14 protein-coding genes are annotated in these 17239 nt (G+C 52.6%); 11 read left to right on the top strand and 3 right to left on the bottom strand.

The window, feature by feature from the left end; all coding sequences use genetic code 11:
* Window positions 1–14 precede the first annotated feature (14 nt).
* The 3 genes from dapD to map all read right to left on the bottom strand — a co-directional run bounded on the left by dapD (window position 15) and on the right by map (window position 4573).
* Window positions 15–839, bottom strand: coding sequence for a 2,3,4,5-tetrahydropyridine-2,6-dicarboxylate N-succinyltransferase (dapD, locus tag J4645_RS13520; protein ID WP_001186676.1), 825 nt, complete (start codon window positions 837–839; stop codon window positions 15–17).
* A gap of 29 nt (window positions 840–868) precedes the next feature.
* Complete coding sequence (glnD, locus tag J4645_RS13515; protein WP_001094523.1) at window positions 869–3541, bottom strand: bifunctional uridylyltransferase/uridylyl-removing protein GlnD; 2673 nt, start codon at window positions 3539–3541, stop codon at window positions 869–871.
* Between the two features lie 237 nt (window positions 3542–3778).
* On the bottom strand, window positions 3779–4573 hold the full coding sequence (gene map, locus J4645_RS13510) for a type I methionyl aminopeptidase (RefSeq protein WP_001018214.1): 795 nt from the start codon (window positions 4571–4573) through the stop codon (window positions 3779–3781).
* A gap of 450 nt (window positions 4574–5023) precedes the next feature.
* Here map and rpsB point away from each other — a divergent pair, with 450 nt between their 5' ends.
* From rpsB to lpxD, 11 genes are all read left to right on the top strand, one after another.
* Window positions 5024–5749 (top strand): 30S ribosomal protein S2, encoded by a 726-nt coding sequence (gene rpsB, locus J4645_RS13505; protein ID WP_000246886.1) that lies wholly within the window; start codon window positions 5024–5026, stop codon window positions 5747–5749.
* Window positions 5750–6006: 257 nt separating this feature from the next.
* On the top strand, window positions 6007–6858 hold the full coding sequence (gene tsf, locus J4645_RS13500; protein ID WP_000818123.1) for a translation elongation factor Ts: 852 nt from the start codon (window positions 6007–6009) through the stop codon (window positions 6856–6858).
* Window positions 6859–7002: 144 nt separating this feature from the next.
* The gene (gene pyrH / locus J4645_RS13495; RefSeq protein ID WP_000224567.1) at window positions 7003–7728 is read left to right on the top strand and encodes a UMP kinase; all 726 of its coding nucleotides are present in this window, start codon (window positions 7003–7005) and stop codon (window positions 7726–7728) included.
* Between the two features lie 146 nt (window positions 7729–7874).
* Window positions 7875–8432, top strand: a complete 558-nt coding sequence (frr, locus tag J4645_RS13490; protein ID WP_000622423.1) for a ribosome recycling factor — start codon at window positions 7875–7877, stop codon at window positions 8430–8432.
* A 141-nt stretch (window positions 8433–8573) separates the two neighbouring features.
* Window positions 8574–9770 carry a 1-deoxy-D-xylulose-5-phosphate reductoisomerase gene (ispC, locus tag J4645_RS13485; protein ID WP_000811899.1) on the top strand — a complete coding sequence of 399 codons (1197 nt, stop codon included), beginning with the start codon at window positions 8574–8576 and terminating at the stop codon, window positions 9768–9770.
* Window positions 9771–10082: 312 nt separating this feature from the next.
* Entirely contained in the window at window positions 10083–10841 is a 759-nt protein-coding gene (ispU, locus tag J4645_RS13480) for a (2E,6E)-farnesyl-diphosphate-specific ditrans,polycis-undecaprenyl-diphosphate synthase (RefSeq protein WP_000947413.1), read from the top strand.
* Window positions 10842–10853: 12 nt separating this feature from the next.
* Window positions 10854–11711, top strand: coding sequence for a phosphatidate cytidylyltransferase (cdsA, locus tag J4645_RS13475; RefSeq protein WP_000922422.1), 858 nt, complete (start codon window positions 10854–10856; stop codon window positions 11709–11711).
* 11 nt (window positions 11712–11722) lie between these two features.
* On the top strand, window positions 11723–13075 hold the full coding sequence (gene rseP / locus J4645_RS13470) for a sigma E protease regulator RseP (RefSeq protein ID WP_000949017.1): 1353 nt from the start codon (window positions 11723–11725) through the stop codon (window positions 13073–13075).
* 31 nt (window positions 13076–13106) lie between these two features.
* Window positions 13107–15521, top strand: a complete 2415-nt coding sequence (gene bamA / locus J4645_RS13465; RefSeq protein ID WP_023214796.1) for an outer membrane protein assembly factor BamA — start codon at window positions 13107–13109, stop codon at window positions 15519–15521.
* Window positions 15522–15643: 122 nt separating this feature from the next.
* Window positions 15644–16129: a molecular chaperone Skp gene (skp, locus tag J4645_RS13460; RefSeq protein WP_000758966.1), complete on the top strand. Its 486-nt coding sequence runs from the start codon at window positions 15644–15646 to the stop codon at window positions 16127–16129.
* 3 nt (window positions 16130–16132) lie between these two features.
* Complete coding sequence (gene lpxD / locus J4645_RS13455) at window positions 16133–17158, top strand: UDP-3-O-(3-hydroxymyristoyl)glucosamine N-acyltransferase (protein WP_001139265.1); 1026 nt, start codon at window positions 16133–16135, stop codon at window positions 17156–17158.
* Window positions 17159–17239 lie beyond the last annotated feature (81 nt).

Below are 17239 nucleotides of genomic sequence, written 5' to 3'. Positions count from 1 at the left end.
CGCTTTTCACTCGCTTAATCAATAGTGCGCAATAATTCGTTAATGCCCACTTTACCACGCGTTTTGGCGTCGACTTTTTTCACGATCACCGCGCAGTACAAACTGTACTTGCCGTCTTTTGACGGCAGGTTGCCGGAAACGACCACGGAGCCCGCCGGTACGCGGCCATAGTGAACTTCACCGGTTTCGCGATCGTAGATTTTGGTGCTCTGGCCGAGGTATACCCCCATGGAAATGACGGAACCTTCTTCGACAATGACGCCTTCCACGACTTCAGAACGCGCGCCAATAAAGCAGTTGTCTTCAATGATGGTCGGGTTAGCCTGCAGCGGCTCCAGTACGCCGCCGATACCCACGCCGCCGGAAAGGTGAACATTTTTACCAATCTGCGCGCAGGAGCCCACCGTCGCCCAGGTATCAACCATGGTGCCTTCGTCAACGTAGGCGCCGATGTTAACGTAAGACGGCATCAGCACGGTGTTGCGGGCGATAAATGCGCCCTGACGAACGGCTGCAGGCGGAACGACGCGGAAGCCTTCTTTCTGAAAACGCGCTTCGTCGTAATCAGCGAATTTCATCGGGACTTTATCGAAGTAGCGGCTTTCCGCACCGTCGATAACCTGGTTATCGTTAATACGGAAAGAGAGCAGAACCGCTTTCTTCAACCACTGGTGAGTGACCCACTGACCGTCGATTTTTTCTGCGACACGCAGCGCGCCGGAATCAAGTAGAGAAATGACCTGGTTTACCGCCTCTCGGGTCACGGTATCTACATTAACCGGCGTAATATCGGCGCGGCGCTCAAAAGCGGTCTCAATAACGTTCTGTAACTGCTGCATTGTTAAACTCTTTCATATAAATAAACACACTACCCTTTATCGTTTGGATTGAGGGCCGCTGTCAACCGTTGTTGCACCTCAAGTTGCAGCACATTATTAAGCGCGCGCCGATCCGCTGTGGCGATTATGAATAAATCTTCTACTCGTTCACCAATGGTTGTAATTCGGGCGCCATGAAGCGAAATTCCCAGATCGGCAAAAATTTGTCCGACCCTGGCCAGCAGACCAGGTTGATCGAGCGCGATCAATTCCATGAATGATTTTCTGTCAGTATGGGTGGGCAAAAAATTGACTTCCGTTTCGACCGTAAAGTGCCGTAACTTTGCCGGTTGCCGACGCGGCTGCGGCGGCTGCCAGCTACGCTGCGTAATGGTCTGTTCAAGACCGGTGCGAATAACGTCATGGCGATCCGCCGCCAGCGGGCTGCCGTCTGGTTCCAGAACGATAAACGTATCCATTGCCATGCCGTCGCGAGTGGTAAAGATCTGCGCGTCATGGACGCTTAAATTACGCCTGTCCAGCTCGGCGCAGACGGCGGCAAACAGATAGGGTCTGTCCGGACTCCAGATAAAAATTTCGGTTCCGCCGCGCGTGGCCTGCGGACTGAGCAACACTAACGGTTGGCTCAGATCGTGCTGCAATAAATGGCGTGCGTGCCAGGCGAGCTGATTTGGACTATGACGAACAAAATAGTTAGCGCGACAGCGGGTCCAGATTTTGTGCAGCGCGGCTTCATCAATATTGTCCATTCGCAGCAGCGCCAGCGCCTGAAGCTGATGGTGACGCACGCGCTCACGCATATCCGGCGTATTTTGCATTCCACGTCTGAGCTGTTTTTCAGTGGCGAAGTACAGCTCGCGCAGCAGGCTCTGTTTCCAGCTATTCCACAAGGTTTCGTTGGTCGCGCAGATGTCCGCGACGGTCAGGCAGACCAGAAAACGCAGCCGTGTTTCGGTTTGCACCTCTTCGGCAAACTGCTTGATGACTTCCGGATCCTGGATGTCGCGGCGCTGGGCGGTGACTGACATCAGCAGGTGTTGGCGCACCAGCCAGGCGACCAGTTGCGTTTCGCGTGAGTTCAAACCGTGCAGTTCGGCGAAGGTGAGTACATCCTGCGCGCCCAGTACCGAATGGTCGCCGCCGCGACCTTTCGCAATATCGTGGAACAGCGCGGCGATAAGGATCAGTTCCGGATGGGGAAGCCGCGGCCAGAGATCGACGCATAGCGGATGGCGCTGGCGCGTCTCTTCTTTCGCGAAGCTCTCCAGTTTGAGCATTACGCGGATGGTGTGTTCATCCACCGTGTATGCGTGGAACAGGTCAAACTGCATTTGTCCGACGATGTGCGACCACTGCGGCATATAAGCCCACAGTACGCTGTGACGATGCATGGGCAGCAGGCCGCGGCTGACTGCGCCGGGATGGCGTAGCATACTCAGAAACAGAGTGCGCGCCTCCGGGATGTAACACAGCGGTTGGCTCAGGTGGCGGCGGGCGTGGCGCAAATGGCGTAACGTCGTAGAGTAGATGCCGGTGATCGCGCTATTGCGCACCATCATATAAAACATGCGCAGGATCGCTTGCGGTTCGCGGATAAACAGCGTGTCGTCACGCAGATCAATGAGCGTGCCGCGCAGTTGAAACTCATCGTCAACAGGACGTGGTTTTTCATCCGCAGGCAGCGCCAGAATCGCCTCGTCAAATAGCTGAAGCAGCATCTGATTAAGTTCGCTCACCCGGCGCGTAACCCGGAAGTAGTCTTTCATCATCCGCTCAACCGGATCATTGCCCTCGCCGCTGTAGTTAAGGCGTTGAGCGACGCTTAACTGGCGGTCGAACAGCAGGCGGTTATCGTAGCGGCTGACCACCAGATGTAGCGCAAAGCGAATGCGCCACAGGATATGCAGGCATTCGTTGAGTTCCGCGCGCTCTGCGGGGGTTAAAAAGCCGAATCCCACCATCTCATCGAGCGAAGTAGCGCCGAAGTGACGTCGGGCGACCCACTGCAATGTATGGATATCGCGCAGGCCGCCGGGGCTGCTTTTAATATCCGGCTCCAGATTATAGCTGGTGCCGTGATAGCGCTGGTGGCGCTGGTTCTGCTCTTCTACTTTGGCGGCGTAAAATTTGTCGGACGGCCAAAAACCTTCGCTGAAAATATGTTTTTGCAGTGCCAGAAACAGAGCAACATCACCGATCAGCAGGCGCGTTTCGATGAGGTTTGTCGCAACGGTTAAATCAGACAGACCTTCCAGCAGACACTCTTCCAGCGTACGTACGCTATGCCCGACATCCAGCTTGACGTCCCATAATAAAGTCAGCAGCTCGCCGACCTTTTGTGCCTGTTCATCGGGCAGCTTTTTGCGGCTTAAAATGAGCAGATCAATATCGGAAAGCGGATGCAGTTCGCCGCGTCCATAGCCGCCGACGGCGACCAGCGCCAGATCGGCAATCTGACCGAAACCGGCCTCAATCCACAGGCGTTGCAACAACTGGTCAATAAATTCGGTACGAGCTTCAATAAGCTGTTCAGCACAAATGCCGCTGTCAAATGCCTCGCCCAGCCAGTGTTGAAAGATGTCGATACGGGCTTTGATACCGGCGACGGTCAGTTCAGCGCGCGGCCAGACGCCAGGGTTTTGCGGCTGGTCAGGGAGGGTGGGGAGTGCGGTATTCGCGTGCTGTTCAGGAAGAGTATTCATATGCGCCACCCATTAAAAAGCCGGATAATGGCGTGAACGCCTTATCCGGCCTACGTATTTACTCTTCATCCTTCAAGTTGCTTCTACGTTGGCTGCGCTCGTTCACTCCAGTCACGTACTTATGTACGCTCCTGAAGATTCACTCTCTTGCCGCCTTGAGGCAACTCGAATGATTTTGAGTAAAGGTGTAATTTGTAGGCCTGATAAGATGCGAAGGCATCGCCATCAGGCAAAACATTATTCGTCGTGTGTGATGATCGCCGGGATGGTGTCATCTTTACGCAGCGTCAGAATTTCACAGCCGTTTTCCGTTACCACAATAGTATGCTCGTACTGAGCAGACAAGCTGCGGTCTTTGGTTTTTACCGTCCAGCCATCTTTCATGGTGCGGATACGGTAATCCCCGGCGTTCAGCATCGGTTCAATGGTAAAGGTCATGCCAGGCTGCAACACGACGCCGCCATCGTCTGCATCATAATGCAGCACCTGCGGTTCTTCATGGAAGCCGCGACCAATACCGTGTCCGCAGTATTCACGTACCACGGAGAAACCTTCGCCTTCGGCATATTTCTGGATGGCGGCGCCAATGGTGCGCAGGCGGATGCCCGGTTTCACCATTTTGATGCCCAGATACAGGCTCTCTTGCGTGACGCGGCACAGACGCTCGCCCAGAATGGTCGGTTTGCCGACGATAAACATCTTCGAGGTATCGCCGTGGAATTCATCTTTAATCACGGTCACGTCGATGTTGACGATATCACCATCTTTCAGATGTTTAGCGTCATCCGGAATGCCGTGGCACACCACTTCATTAATAGAGATACAGACGGATTTCGGATAGCCGTGGTAGCCGAGGCAGGCGGAGATCGCGTGTTGTTCGTTAACGATGTAATCGTTACAGATACGGTCCAGTTCGCCGGTGGTGACGCCCGGTTTGATATACGGTTCGATCATTTCCAGCACTTCGGCTGCCAGACGGCCCGCGACGCGCATTTTTTCGATGTCTTCAGATGTCTTGATAGAGATAGCCATGAATTCTGTCCATCAGTGCCGATGATTTCGGCAATAATTGTGTAAGTGCTGACAATGGTATCAGTCAGGGGTGTACCCTGCCAAATTGAGAATCATTCTGAACTTCGCCTTTCGTGCCACAGGTGCGTTGGCGACATTTTTTCACCCCAGTCACTTATTAGCCGTAAGCTCCAGGGGATGCAAAAATTTGCCGCCTGCCTGTAACACGAAATTCATCGTTCAATTCAGCATTGAGTGCCAACAATTATTGGTGTCGGTGGCGTATTTGTGGTATAAAGCGCGCCGGACTTCCGATCCATTCGAAGACTACACACGATGGACGGGAGCGACAAATCTCACTTTGTGTAACAACACACACGTATCGGCACATATTCCGGGGTGCCCTTTGGGGTCGGTAATATGGGATACGTGGAGGCATAACCCCAACTTAATCTATAGAGGTTTTAAATCATGGCAACTGTTTCCATGCGCGACATGCTCAAGGCTGGTGTTCACTTTGGTCACCAGACCCGTTACTGGAACCCGAAAATGAAGCCTTTCATCTTCGGCGCGCGTAACAAAGTTCACATCATCAACCTTGAGAAAACTGTACCGATGTTCAACGAAGCTCTGGCTGAACTGAACAAGATCTCTGCTCGTAAAGGTAAAATCCTTTTCGTTGGTACTAAACGCGCTGCAAGCGAAGCGGTGAAAGAAGCTGCTAACAGCTGCGACCAGTTCTTTGTGAACCATCGCTGGCTGGGCGGTATGCTGACTAACTGGAAAACAGTTCGTCAGTCCATCAAACGTCTGAAAGACCTGGAAACTCAGTCTCAGGACGGTACTTTCGAAAAGCTGACCAAGAAAGAAGCGCTGATGCGTACTCGTGAGCTTGAGAAACTGGAAAACAGCCTGGGCGGTATCAAAGACATGGGCGGTCTGCCGGACGCTCTGTTCGTTATCGATGCTGACCACGAGCACATTGCTATCAAAGAAGCGAACAACCTGGGTATCCCGGTATTTGCTATCGTTGATACCAACTCTGATCCGGACGGCGTTGACTTCGTTATCCCGGGTAACGATGACGCAATCCGTGCTGTTAGCCTGTACCTGGGCGCTGTCGCTGCAACCGTTCGTGAAGGCCGTTCTCAGGATCTGGCTTCCCAGGCGGAAGAAAGCTTCGTAGAAGCCGAGTAATAAGGCTTGATAACTCCCTAAAATAGTTCGAGTTGCAGGAAGGCGGCAAGCTCGAGAATTCCCGGGAGCTTACATCAGTAAGTGACCGGGATGAGCGAGTGAAGGCAACGCACCTGCGGCTCGAAATATGAAGGGGAGAGCCCTTATAGACCAGGTAGTATCACGTTTGGTTAGGGGGCCTGTATATGGCCCCCTTTTTCACTTTTATATCTGTGCGGTTTGATGCCGGGCAGATCAAATCTTTCGAGGATTTTAGAATGGCTGAAATTACCGCATCCCTGGTAAAAGAGCTGCGTGAGCGTACTGGCGCAGGCATGATGGATTGCAAAAAAGCGCTGACTGAAGCGAATGGCGACATTGAGCTGGCAATCGAAAACATGCGTAAGTCCGGCGCTATCAAAGCGGCGAAAAAAGCAGGCAACGTGGCTGCTGACGGCGTAATCAAAACCAAAATCAACGGCAACGTCGCTTTCATTCTGGAAGTTAACTGCCAGACTGACTTCGTGGCTAAAGATGCTGGCTTCCAGGCATTTGCTGACAAAGTGCTGGACGCCGCTGTTGCTGGCAAAATCACTGACGTAGAAGTCCTGAAAGCGCAGTTCGAAGAAGAGCGCGTTGCTCTGGTAGCGAAAATTGGCGAGAACATCAACATTCGTCGCGTAGCTTCCCTGGAAGGCGACGTTCTGGGTTCTTACCAGCACGGTGCGCGCATCGGCGTTCTGGTTGCCGCTAAAGGCGCTGACGAAGAGCTGGTTAAACAGCTGGCGATGCACGTTGCGGCAAGCAAGCCGGAATTCGTTAAGCCGGAAGACGTGTCTGCTGACGTGGTAGAGAAAGAGTACCAGGTACAGCTGGACATCGCGATGCAGTCCGGTAAGCCGAAAGAAATCGCAGAGAAAATGGTTGAAGGCCGCATGAAGAAATTCACCGGCGAAGTTTCTCTGACTGGTCAGCCTTTCGTCATGGAACCGAGCAAATCTGTTGGCCAACTGCTGAAAGAGCACAACGCTGACGTGACTGGCTTCATCCGCTTTGAAGTGGGCGAAGGCATTGAGAAAGTCGAGACTGACTTTGCAGCAGAAGTTGCTGCGATGTCTAAGCAGTCCTGATTTTCCTGAGGAGCCGCCTGAGGGCGGCTTCTTTTTGCGCCTCTCTTGTAAAATCAGCCGACGCCTGGCGTCTGCGCTGAAATGCGACGTACAATGTCGCCGGAATTAACTCATATCAATCGTTGACAGTCTCAGGAAAGAAACATGGCTACCAATGCAAAACCCGTCTATAAACGCATTCTGCTTAAATTAAGCGGCGAAGCTCTGCAGGGTACGGAAGGCTTCGGTATTGATGCAAGCATACTGGATCGTATGGCTCAGGAGATCAAAGAACTGGTTGAACTGGGTATTCAGGTTGGTGTGGTGATTGGCGGTGGTAACCTGTTCCGTGGCGCAGGTCTGGCAAAAGCGGGGATGAACCGCGTTGTGGGCGACCACATGGGCATGTTGGCCACCGTCATGAACGGCCTGGCAATGCGTGATGCGCTTCACCGCGCCTATGTGAACGCCCGCCTGATGTCGGCAATTCCTTTAAACGGCGTATGCGACAACTACAGTTGGGCCGAGGCTATTAGCCTGCTGCGTAATAACCGTGTTGTGATTCTGTCTGCAGGTACGGGTAACCCGTTCTTCACTACCGACTCTGCGGCCTGTCTGCGCGGGATCGAAATTGAAGCGGATGTCGTACTGAAAGCGACCAAAGTGGATGGCGTATTCACTGCCGATCCGGCAAAAGATCCTTCCGCGACCATGTACGATCAGCTGACCTACAGCGAAGTGCTGGATAAAGAGCTGAAAGTGATGGATCTGGCGGCGTTCACGCTGGCTCGTGACCACAAACTGCCGATTCGTGTTTTCAACATGAACAAACCGGGCGCGCTGCGTCGTGTGGTGATGGGCGAAAAAGAAGGGACGTTAATCACGGAATAATTCCCGTGAGCGCCAAATACGGGTAAGATTCTGTTCTATTGACGGGTCTTATTACCTGGCAGAAATTAAACGAGACTATACTTAGCACATCTTTGTATTGTGTGACCGTCTGGTCTGACTGAGACTAGTTTTCAAGGATTCGTAACGTGATTAGCGATATCAGAAAAGATGCTGAAGTACGCATGGAAAAATGCGTTGAAGCGTTCAAAACCCAAATCAGCAAAGTGCGCACGGGTCGTGCTTCTCCCAGCCTGCTGGATGGTATTGTCGTAGAATACTATGGCACTCCGACCCCGCTGCGCCAGTTGGCAAGCGTAACGGTAGAAGACTCCCGTACCTTAAAAATTAACGTGTTTGACCGTTCTATGGGGCCAGCCGTTGAAAAAGCGATCATGGCGTCAGACCTCGGTTTGAATCCAAGCTCTGCGGGCACCGACATTCGCGTTCCGCTGCCGCCGCTGACCGAAGAACGTCGTAAAGATCTGACGAAAATTGTCCGTGGCGAAGCGGAGCAGGCGCGTGTCGCCGTTCGTAACGTCCGCCGTGATGCGAACGATAAAGTAAAAGCTCTGCTGAAAGATAAAGCGATCAGTGAAGATGACGATCGTCGCTCTCAGGAAGAAGTACAGAAAATGACCGACGCGGCAATTAAGAAAGTTGATGCGGCGTTGGCAGATAAAGAAGCAGAACTGATGCAGTTCTGATTGATCTGTACGCAGATATAAACTCATTCCACCGCTAAACCTGGCGGATGAGTGGTGTACAAAGCGCCGCGCAGAAGACATTATCAGGTCTCCTGTGCGGCGTTTTGCTTTTTATTCCGTTTCAACACTTCTGGACGTTTCATGAAGCAATTAACCATTCTGGGCTCGACCGGCTCTATTGGTTGCAGCACACTGGACGTGGTGCGCCATAATCCTGATAGCTTCCGCGTTATCGCGCTGGTGGCGGGTAAAAATGTCGCCCGCATGGCGGAGCAGTGCCTGGAGTTCTCGCCGCGTTATGCCGTGATGGACGATACGTCGAGCGCAGAACAGCTCAAAATAATGCTTCAGCAGCATGGCAGTCGCACCGAGGTTCTGAGCGGTCAGCAGGCTGCCTGTGAGATGGCGGCGCTTGATGAGGTCGGGCATGTGATGGCGGCCATTGTGGGCGCGGCTGGTTTACTGCCGACCCTGGCGGCGATCCGCGCAGGGAAGACGATTCTGCTGGCGAATAAAGAATCGCTGGTGACCTGCGGGCGGCTGTTTATGGACGAAGTAAAACGCAGCAACGCCCGGCTTTTACCCGTCGATAGCGAACATAACGCGATTTTTCAGAGTTTGCCGCAATCTATTCAGCATAATCTGGGATACGCTGACCTTGAGCAAAATGGCGTAACGTCGATTTTGCTTACCGGGTCTGGTGGCCCGTTTCGTGAAACGCCAATGTGCGATCTGGCAGCGATGACGCCGGATCAGGCATGTCGTCATCCGAACTGGTCGATGGGGCGGAAAATCTCCGTCGACTCCGCCACCATGATGAATAAAGGTCTGGAATACATTGAAGCGCGTTGGTTATTTAATGCCAGCGCACGTCAGATGGAAGTGTTGATCCATCCGCAATCGGTCATTCATTCGATGGTGCGTTATCAGGACGGCAGCGTCCTGGCGCAGCTTGGAGAACCTGACATGCGTACGCCTATTGCGCATACGATGGCATGGCCGAATCGCGTCGCGTCCGGCGCGCAGCCGCTCGATTTTTGCAAACTCAGCGCGCTGACGTTTAGCGCGCCAGATTATCAGCGTTATCCATGCCTGAAGCTGGCGATGGAGGCGTTTGAGCAAGGTCAGGCGGCAACGACGGCGCTCAATGCGGCAAACGAAATCACCGTTGCCGCGTTTCTGGCGCAACAGATTCGTTTTACCGATATCGCCGGGCTCAATTTAGCGGTGCTGGAGAGGATGGATTTACAGGAACCGGCAAGCGTTGAGGACGTATTGCAGGTTGACGCCATCGCGCGTGAAGTAGCCAGAAAACAAGTGATACGGCTCTCACGCTGACGATTATCCCGCGACAGAAGATCGTGCTATTTGTTAGCGTTGGGCTTCGGTGATATAGTCTGCGCCACCTGATCGCAGGTTTTTGGCTTTTTTCGGTCAGGTTAGCCGTGGTTTTACACGGCTTTTTTGTGGATACACAAAATCATTCAGGACGCATCGGGACGGCAGGCGAATACGTTCCCGGCGTGCGCAGACAGCGCACGACAGGGGCGATGACGCGCAGTCATCCGCGAAGCGGACCGAAGAGAATGTGTATAAAGGCTTCAGTATTCCTGAGTACCGCTAAATCCTTTCAGGGACAAAAAACGCGTTATGTTGTCTGCAACTCAACCAGTAAGCGAAAATTTGCCAGCGCATGGCTGCCGTCATGTTGCAATAATTATGGATGGCAATGGTCGCTGGGCGAAAAAGCAAGGGAAGATCCGGGCCTTTGGGCATAAAGCCGGGGCGAAGTCCGTCCGGCGAGCGGTCTCTTTTGCTGCCAATAACGGTATTGATGCGTTAACGCTGTATGCCTTTAGTAGTGAAAACTGGAACCGACCGGCGCAGGAAGTGAGCGCGTTAATGGAGCTGTTTGTGTGGGCGCTGGATAGCGAAGTCAAAAGCCTGCACCGCCATAACGTTCGCCTGCGTATTATCGGCGATATCAGCCGATTCAACTCACGTTTACAAGAACGTATTCGCAAATCAGAAGCGCTTACCGCCCATAATACGGGTCTAACGCTGAATATCGCTGCGAATTACGGCGGACGTTGGGATATTGTCCAGGGAGTCCGACAACTGGCGGAACAGGTGCAGGCTGGAGTGCTGCGCCCCGATCAGATTGATGAAGAGAGACTAGGCCAGCAAATCTGTATGCATGAGCTGGCGCCTGTGGATTTAGTAATTAGGACTGGGGGAGAGCATCGCATTAGTAACTTTTTGCTTTGGCAAATTGCCTATGCCGAACTTTACTTTACGGATGTTCTTTGGCCCGATTTCGATGAACAAGACTTTGAAGGTGCGCTGCATGCCTTTGCTAATCGAGAGCGTCGTTTCGGCGGTACCGAGCCTGGTGATGACAAAGCCTGATGGGGGTTGCTTTTGCTGAAGTATCGCCTGATTTCTGCTTTTGTGTTAATACCCGCGGTCATCGCTGCGCTTTTTTTATTGCCGCCGGTGGGGTTCGCCATTATTACGCTGGTTGTCTGTATGCTGGCCGCGTGGGAATGGGGACAGTTAAGCGGTTTCGCCGCGCGTTCACAGCGGGTTTGGCTGGCGGTGCTGTGTGGTCTGTTATTGGCGCTGATGCTATTTTTGTTGCCTGAGTATCATCACAACATTCGTCAACCGCTGGTTGAGATGTCGCTTTGGGCATCGTTAGGATGGTGGGTTGTCGCGCTACTGCTGGTGCTATTTTATCCCGGTTCGGCGGCAATCTGGCGCAACTCAAAAACATTGCGTCTCATTTTCGGTTTGTTAACTATCGTGCCATTTTTCTGGGGCATGCTGGCGCTGCGCGCCTGGCACTATGACGAGAATCATTACAGTGGCGCAATATGGCTACTCTATGTCATGATCCTGGTCTGGGGAGCGGACTCTGGCGCGTATATGTTTGGTAAATTATTTGGCAAACATAAGCTGGCGCCGAAGGTTTCCCCGGGTAAAACCTGGCAAGGGTTTATCGGCGGGCTTGCTACGGCTGCCGTGATCTCATGGGGTTACGGTATGTGGGCTAATCTGAATGTTGCGCCTGTTATCTTGCTGATTTGCTCTGTGGTGGCGGCTCTGGCTTCTGTACTGGGCGACCTCACCGAGAGTATGTTTAAGCGCGAAGCAGGAATTAAGGATAGCGGCCACTTGATTCCAGGCCATGGCGGCATTCTGGACCGAATTGACAGCCTGACGGCTGCCGTACCGGTCTTTGCTTGCCTGTTGTTACTGGTGTTCAGGACGCTCTAACGGAAGGTTTTATGCTGAGTATTCTCTGGAATCTGGCTGCATTCATCATCGCACTGGGCGTGCTGATCACTGTGCATGAATTTGGTCATTTCTGGGTTGCCCGGCGCTGCGGTGTGCGAGTTGAGCGCTTTTCCATCGGCTTTGGCAAAGCGCTCTGGCGTCGTACCGATCGGTACGGCACCGAGTATGTCATCGCCCTGATCCCGCTGGGCGGCTACGTCAAAATGCTGGATGAACGCGCCGAACCGGTAGCGCCGGAATTGCGTCGTCACGCCTTCAATAACAAAACGGTGGGCCAGCGCGCTGCAATTATTGCCGCAGGTCCGGTTGCGAACTTCATTTTTGCTATCTTTGCTTACTGGCTGGTCTTTATCATCGGCGTCCCTGGCGTTCGTCCGGTCATTGGCGAAATAACGCCCAACTCGATTGCTGCGCAGGCGCAAATTGCGCCTGGTACGGAACTTAAAGCCGTTGATGGTATCGAAACCCCTGATTGGGATGCCGTGCGTTTACAACTGGTGTCCAAAATTGGCGATCAGCAGACGACGGTGAGCGTCGCGCCGTTTGGTAGCGACCAGCGGCAGGACAAAACGCTTGATTTACGTCACTGGGCATTTGAGCCTGATAAGCAAGATCCTGTATCTTCTTTAGGGATTCGGCCCCGCGGGCCACAGATTGAACCGGTACTGTCAGAAGTGCAGGCGAATTCCGCAGCCAGTAAAGCGGGTTTGCAAGCGGGCGACAGGATCGTTAAAGTCGATGGTCAGCCGTTAACGCAGTGGATGAAATTCGTGACGTTTGTACGCGATAATCCCGGTAAGCCGTTAGCGTTAGAGATTGAAAGGCAGGGGAGCGCCTTGTCGTTGACGTTAACGCCGGATACGAAATCGGTTAACGGAAAGGCGGAAGGGTTTGCAGGCGTGGTGCCTAAAATTATTCCTCTGCCGGAAGAGTACAAGACTATACGCCAGTATGGGCCTTTTAGCGCCATCCTCGAAGCCACGGATAAGACGTGGCAGTTGATGAAGCTGACGGTCAGTATGCTGGGTAAATTGATAACCGGTGATGTGAAACTGAACAACCTCAGTGGGCCGATTTCTATCGCTCAGGGGGCTGGGATGTCAGCGGAGTTCGGGGTGATTTATTACCTGATGTTCCTTGCGCTAATCAGCGTGAACTTAGGGATAATCAACCTGTTTCCGCTGCCCGTTCTTGACGGGGGTCATCTGCTGTTCCTGGCGATTGAAAAGCTTAAGGGCGGGCCGGTATCCGAGCGGGTTCAAGACTTTAGTTATCGCATTGGCTCGATTTTGCTGGTGTTGTTAATGGGGCTTGCACTTTTCAATGATTTCTCTCGGTTGTAAGAGAGTTAGTTAGGAAGAACGCATAATAACGATGGCGATGAAAAAGTTGCTCATAGCGTCGCTGCTGTTCAGCAGCGCCACCGTATACGGTGCTGAAGGGTTCGTAGTGAAGGACATTCATTTCGAAGGCCTGCAGCGAGTCGCCGTTGGTGCGGCTCTCCTCAGTATGCCGGTGCGCACAGGCGACACGGTTAATGATGAAGATATCAGTAACACCATTCGCGCTCTGTTCGCCACCGGCAACTTTGAGGACGTCCGCGTCCTGCGCGATGGTAATACCCTTCTGGTTCAGGTAAAAGAACGTCCGACCATTGCCAGCATCACTTTCTCCGGGAACAAGTCGGTGAAAGATGACATGCTCAAGCAAAACCTCGAAGCGTCTGGCGTACGTGTTGGCGAGTCTCTGGATCGCACCACGCTGTCTGATATCGAAAAAGGTCTGGAAGACTTTTACTATAGCGTAGGTAAATACAGCGCCAGCGTTAAGGCGGTCGTCACGCCGCTGCCGCGCAACCGTGTTGATCTTAAACTGGTGTTCCAGGAGGGCGTATCGGCGAAGATCCAACAGATCAACATCGTCGGTAACCATGCCTTTAGCACCGAAGAACTCATTTCTCATTTCCAGTTGCGTGACGAAGTGCCGTGGTGGAACGTCGTCGGCGATCGTAAATACCAGAAACAGAAGCTGGCGGGCGACCTTGAAACCTTGCGCAGCTACTATCTGGATCGCGGCTACGCGCGTTTCAATATTGACTCCACGCAAGTGAGTCTGACGCCGGATAAGAAAGGGATCTACATCACCGTCAATATCACCGAAGGCGATCAGTACAAGCTTTCCGGGGTTCAGGTAAGCGGTAACCTGGCCGGACATTCCGCTGAAATTGAGAACCTGACGAAAATTGAACCGGGCGAGCTCTATAACGGCACCAAAGTGACCAAAATGGAAGATGACATCAAAAAGCTTCTGGGTCGCTATGGTTACGCCTATCCGCGCGTGCAGTCACAGCCTGAAATTAACGATGCTGACAAAACCGTAAAACTGCGCGTGAACGTCGATGCGGGCAACCGTTTCTACGTGCGTAAGATCCGCTTTGAAGGCAACGATACCTCAAAAGATTCCGTTCTGCGCCGTGAAATGCGCCAGATGGAAGGGGCGTGGCTGGGCAGCGACCTGGTTGACCAGGGGAAAGAGCGTCTGAACCGTCTCGGCTTCTTTGAAACCGTCGACACCGACACGCAGCGCGTTCCGGGTAGCCCGGATCAGGTTGATGTGGTGTACAAGGTGAAAGAGCGCAACACCGGTAGCTTCAACTTCGGTATCGGTTACGGTACAGAAAGCGGCGTGAGCTTCCAGGCCGGCGTTCAGCAGGACAACTGGTTAGGTACCGGTTATTCCGTGGGGATTAACGGCACCAAAAACGACTACCAGACCTACAGCGAACTGTCCGTTACTAACCCATACTTTACCGTTGATGGCGTGAGCCTCGGTGGTCGTATCTTCTATAACGACTTCCAGGCGGACGATGCGGATCTATCCGACTATACCAACAAGAGTTACGGTACGGACGTGACACTTGGCTTCCCCATCAACGAGTACAACACGTTGCGTGCTGGTCTGGGTTATGTCCATAACAAACTGTCCAACATGCAGCCGCAGATCGCGATGGATCGTTATCTTGAGTCGATGGGACAATCTGCTGATACCAGCAGTTTTGCCGCTGATGACTTCACCTTTAACTACGGCTGGACCTATAACAAGCTTGACCGTGGTTATTTCCCGACGGACGGCTCGCGAGTCAACCTGACGGGTAAGGTGACGATTCCAGGTTCCGACAACGAATACTACAAAGTGTCGCTGGATACCGCGACCTATGTGCCTATTGATAACGATCACAAGTGGGTGGTTCTGGGGCGTACTCGTTGGGGTTATGGCGATGGTTTAGGCGGCAAGGAAATGCCGTTCTATGAGAACTTCTATGCCGGTGGTTCCAGTACCGTGCGTGGTTTCCAGTCGAATACTATCGGCCCGAAAGCGGTCTATAAAAATGGCGCCCACACTAGTGGGGACGATAATGATGATTACGAAGACTGTACTCAGGAATCAGGCTGTAAATCAGATGATGCGGTAGGTGGTAATGCCATGGCTGTCGCCAGCCTGGAATTTATTACCCCGACGCCGTTCATCAGCGACAAGTATGCCAACTCGGTTCGTACCTCCTTCTTCTGGGATATGGGTACCGTTTGGGATACGAACTGGGATCCGTCATCTGCGCCGTCAGATGTACCGGATTACAGCGATCCAGGCAACATCCGTATGTCCGCGGGTATCGCATTACAATGGATGTCCCCATTGGGGCCGTTGGTCTTCTCCTACGCCCAGCCGTTTAAAAAGTACGATGGAGACAAAGCCGAGCAGTTCCAGTTTAACATTGGTAAAACCTGGTAATTGTTCACTGCAAAGGAATGCATTGGTAGTGTAGCGATGACTTTTGGCGATGCCCCCAGGGATCGCCAGGCCACGCAAAGAGCTGTACCTTCGGGTGCAAATGGGATGGTAAGGAGTTTATTGTGAAAAAGTGGTTATTAGCTGCAGGTCTTGGTTTGGCGATGGTAACGTCCGCACAGGCTGCTGACAAAATTGCAATCGTCAACATGGGTAATCTGTTCCAACAGGTTGCGCAGAAGACGGGTGTATCCAATACACTGGAAAACGAATTTAAAGGCCGTGCGGCTGAACTGCAAAAAATGGAAACCGATCTGCAATCTAAAATGCAGCGTCTGCAATCCATGAAAGCAGGTAGCGATCGTACTAAGCTGGAAAAAGACGTGATGTCTCAGCGCCAGACTTTCGCGCAAAAAGCGCAGGCTTTTGAGAAAGATCGCGCTCGTCGTTCCAACGAAGAACGCAACAAACTGGTGACTCGTATCCAGACTGCAGTGAAAAAAGTGGCTAACGACCAGAGTATCGATCTGGTGGTAGACGCAAACACCGTTGCTTACAACAGCAGCGATGTGAAAGACATCACCGCTGACGTACTGAAACAGGTTAAATAAGTAATGCCTTCAATTCGACTGGCTGACTTAGCAGAACAGTTGGATGCAGAATTACACGGTGATGGCGATATCGTCATCACCGGCGTTGCGTCCATGCAATCTGCAACAACAGGCCACATTACGTTTATGGTAAATCCTAAGTACCGTGAACACTTAGGTTTATGCCAGGCTTCTGCGGTTGTCATGACGCAGGACGATCTTCCTTTTGCTAAGAGCGCGGCGCTGGTAGTTAAAAATCCCTACCTGACCTACGCGCGCATGGCGCAAATTTTAGATACTACGCCGCAGCCCGCGCAGAATATCGCGCCAAGCGCCGTGATTGATGCGACGGCAACGCTGGGTAGCAATGTTTCAGTCGGCGCGAATGCGGTGATTGAATCTGGCGTACAACTGGGCGATAACGTGGTTATCGGCGCAGGCTGTTTCGTCGGAAAAAATAGCAAAATCGGGGCGGGTTCACGCTTGTGGGCGAACGTAACGATTTACCACGACATTCAGATCGGTGAGAATTGCCTGATCCAGTCCAGTACGGTGATCGGCGCGGACGGTTTTGGCTACGCTAACGATCGTGGCAACTGGGTGAAGATCCCACAACTGGGCCGGGTCATTATTGGCGATCGTGTCGAGATCGGCGCCTGTACCACCATTGACCGTGGCGCGTTGGATGATACTGTTATTGGCAATGGCGTGATTATTGATAATCAGTGCCAGATTGCACATAACGTCGTGATTGGCGACAATACGGCAGTTGCCGGTGGCGTCATTATGGCGGGTAGCCTGAAGATTGGCCGTTACTGCATGATTGGCGGCGCCAGCGTGATCAATGGGCATATGGAAATATGCGACAAAGTCACGGTAACTGGCATGGGTATGGTGATGCGTCCCATCACGGAACCGGGCGTCTACTCCTCAGGCATTCCGCTGCAACCCAACAAAGTATGGCGTAAAACTGCTGCACTGGTGATGAACATTGATGATATGAGCAAGCGTCTCAAAGCGATTGAGCGCAAGGTTAATCAACAAGACTAACGTTCCGCCTTGTAGTTGCCATTCTTTTCCGGCCTGTCACATTCATACGATTGCGGCAGGCCGTGTTATTATTGCCTTTTT

This window comes from Salmonella sp. 32082101201600294FB01SM01 (genome assembly GCF_017572865.1).
GTDB classification, from domain to species: Bacteria; Pseudomonadota; Gammaproteobacteria; order Enterobacterales; family Enterobacteriaceae; genus Salmonella; species Salmonella enterica.
The sequence above is the reverse complement of the archived record's forward strand: the minus strand, read 5'-3'. Positions and strand labels throughout refer to the sequence as shown.

Coding starts and splice junctions, on each gene's coding strand:
- tsf (WP_000818123.1), top strand. CDS start 6,007: ATGGCTGAAATTACCGCATCCCTGGTAAAAGAGCTGCGTGAGCGTACT.
- bamA (WP_023214796.1), top strand. CDS start 13,107: ATGGCGATGAAAAAGTTGCTCATAGCGTCGCTGCTGTTCAGCAGCGCC.
- ispU (WP_000947413.1), top strand. CDS start 10,083: ATGTTGTCTGCAACTCAACCAGTAAGCGAAAATTTGCCAGCGCATGGC.
- dapD (WP_001186676.1), bottom strand. CDS start 839: ATGCAGCAGTTACAGAACGTTATTGAGACCGCTTTTGAGCGCCGCGCC.
- map (WP_001018214.1), bottom strand. CDS start 4,573: ATGGCTATCTCTATCAAGACATCTGAAGACATCGAAAAAATGCGCGTC.
- rseP (WP_000949017.1), top strand. CDS start 11,723: ATGCTGAGTATTCTCTGGAATCTGGCTGCATTCATCATCGCACTGGGC.
- pyrH (WP_000224567.1), top strand. CDS start 7,003: ATGGCTACCAATGCAAAACCCGTCTATAAACGCATTCTGCTTAAATTA.
- glnD (WP_001094523.1), bottom strand. CDS start 3,541: ATGAATACTCTTCCTGAACAGCACGCGAATACCGCACTCCCCACCCTC.
- lpxD (WP_001139265.1), top strand. CDS start 16,133: ATGCCTTCAATTCGACTGGCTGACTTAGCAGAACAGTTGGATGCAGAA.
- rpsB (WP_000246886.1), top strand. CDS start 5,024: ATGGCAACTGTTTCCATGCGCGACATGCTCAAGGCTGGTGTTCACTTT.
- ispC (WP_000811899.1), top strand. CDS start 8,574: ATGAAGCAATTAACCATTCTGGGCTCGACCGGCTCTATTGGTTGCAGC.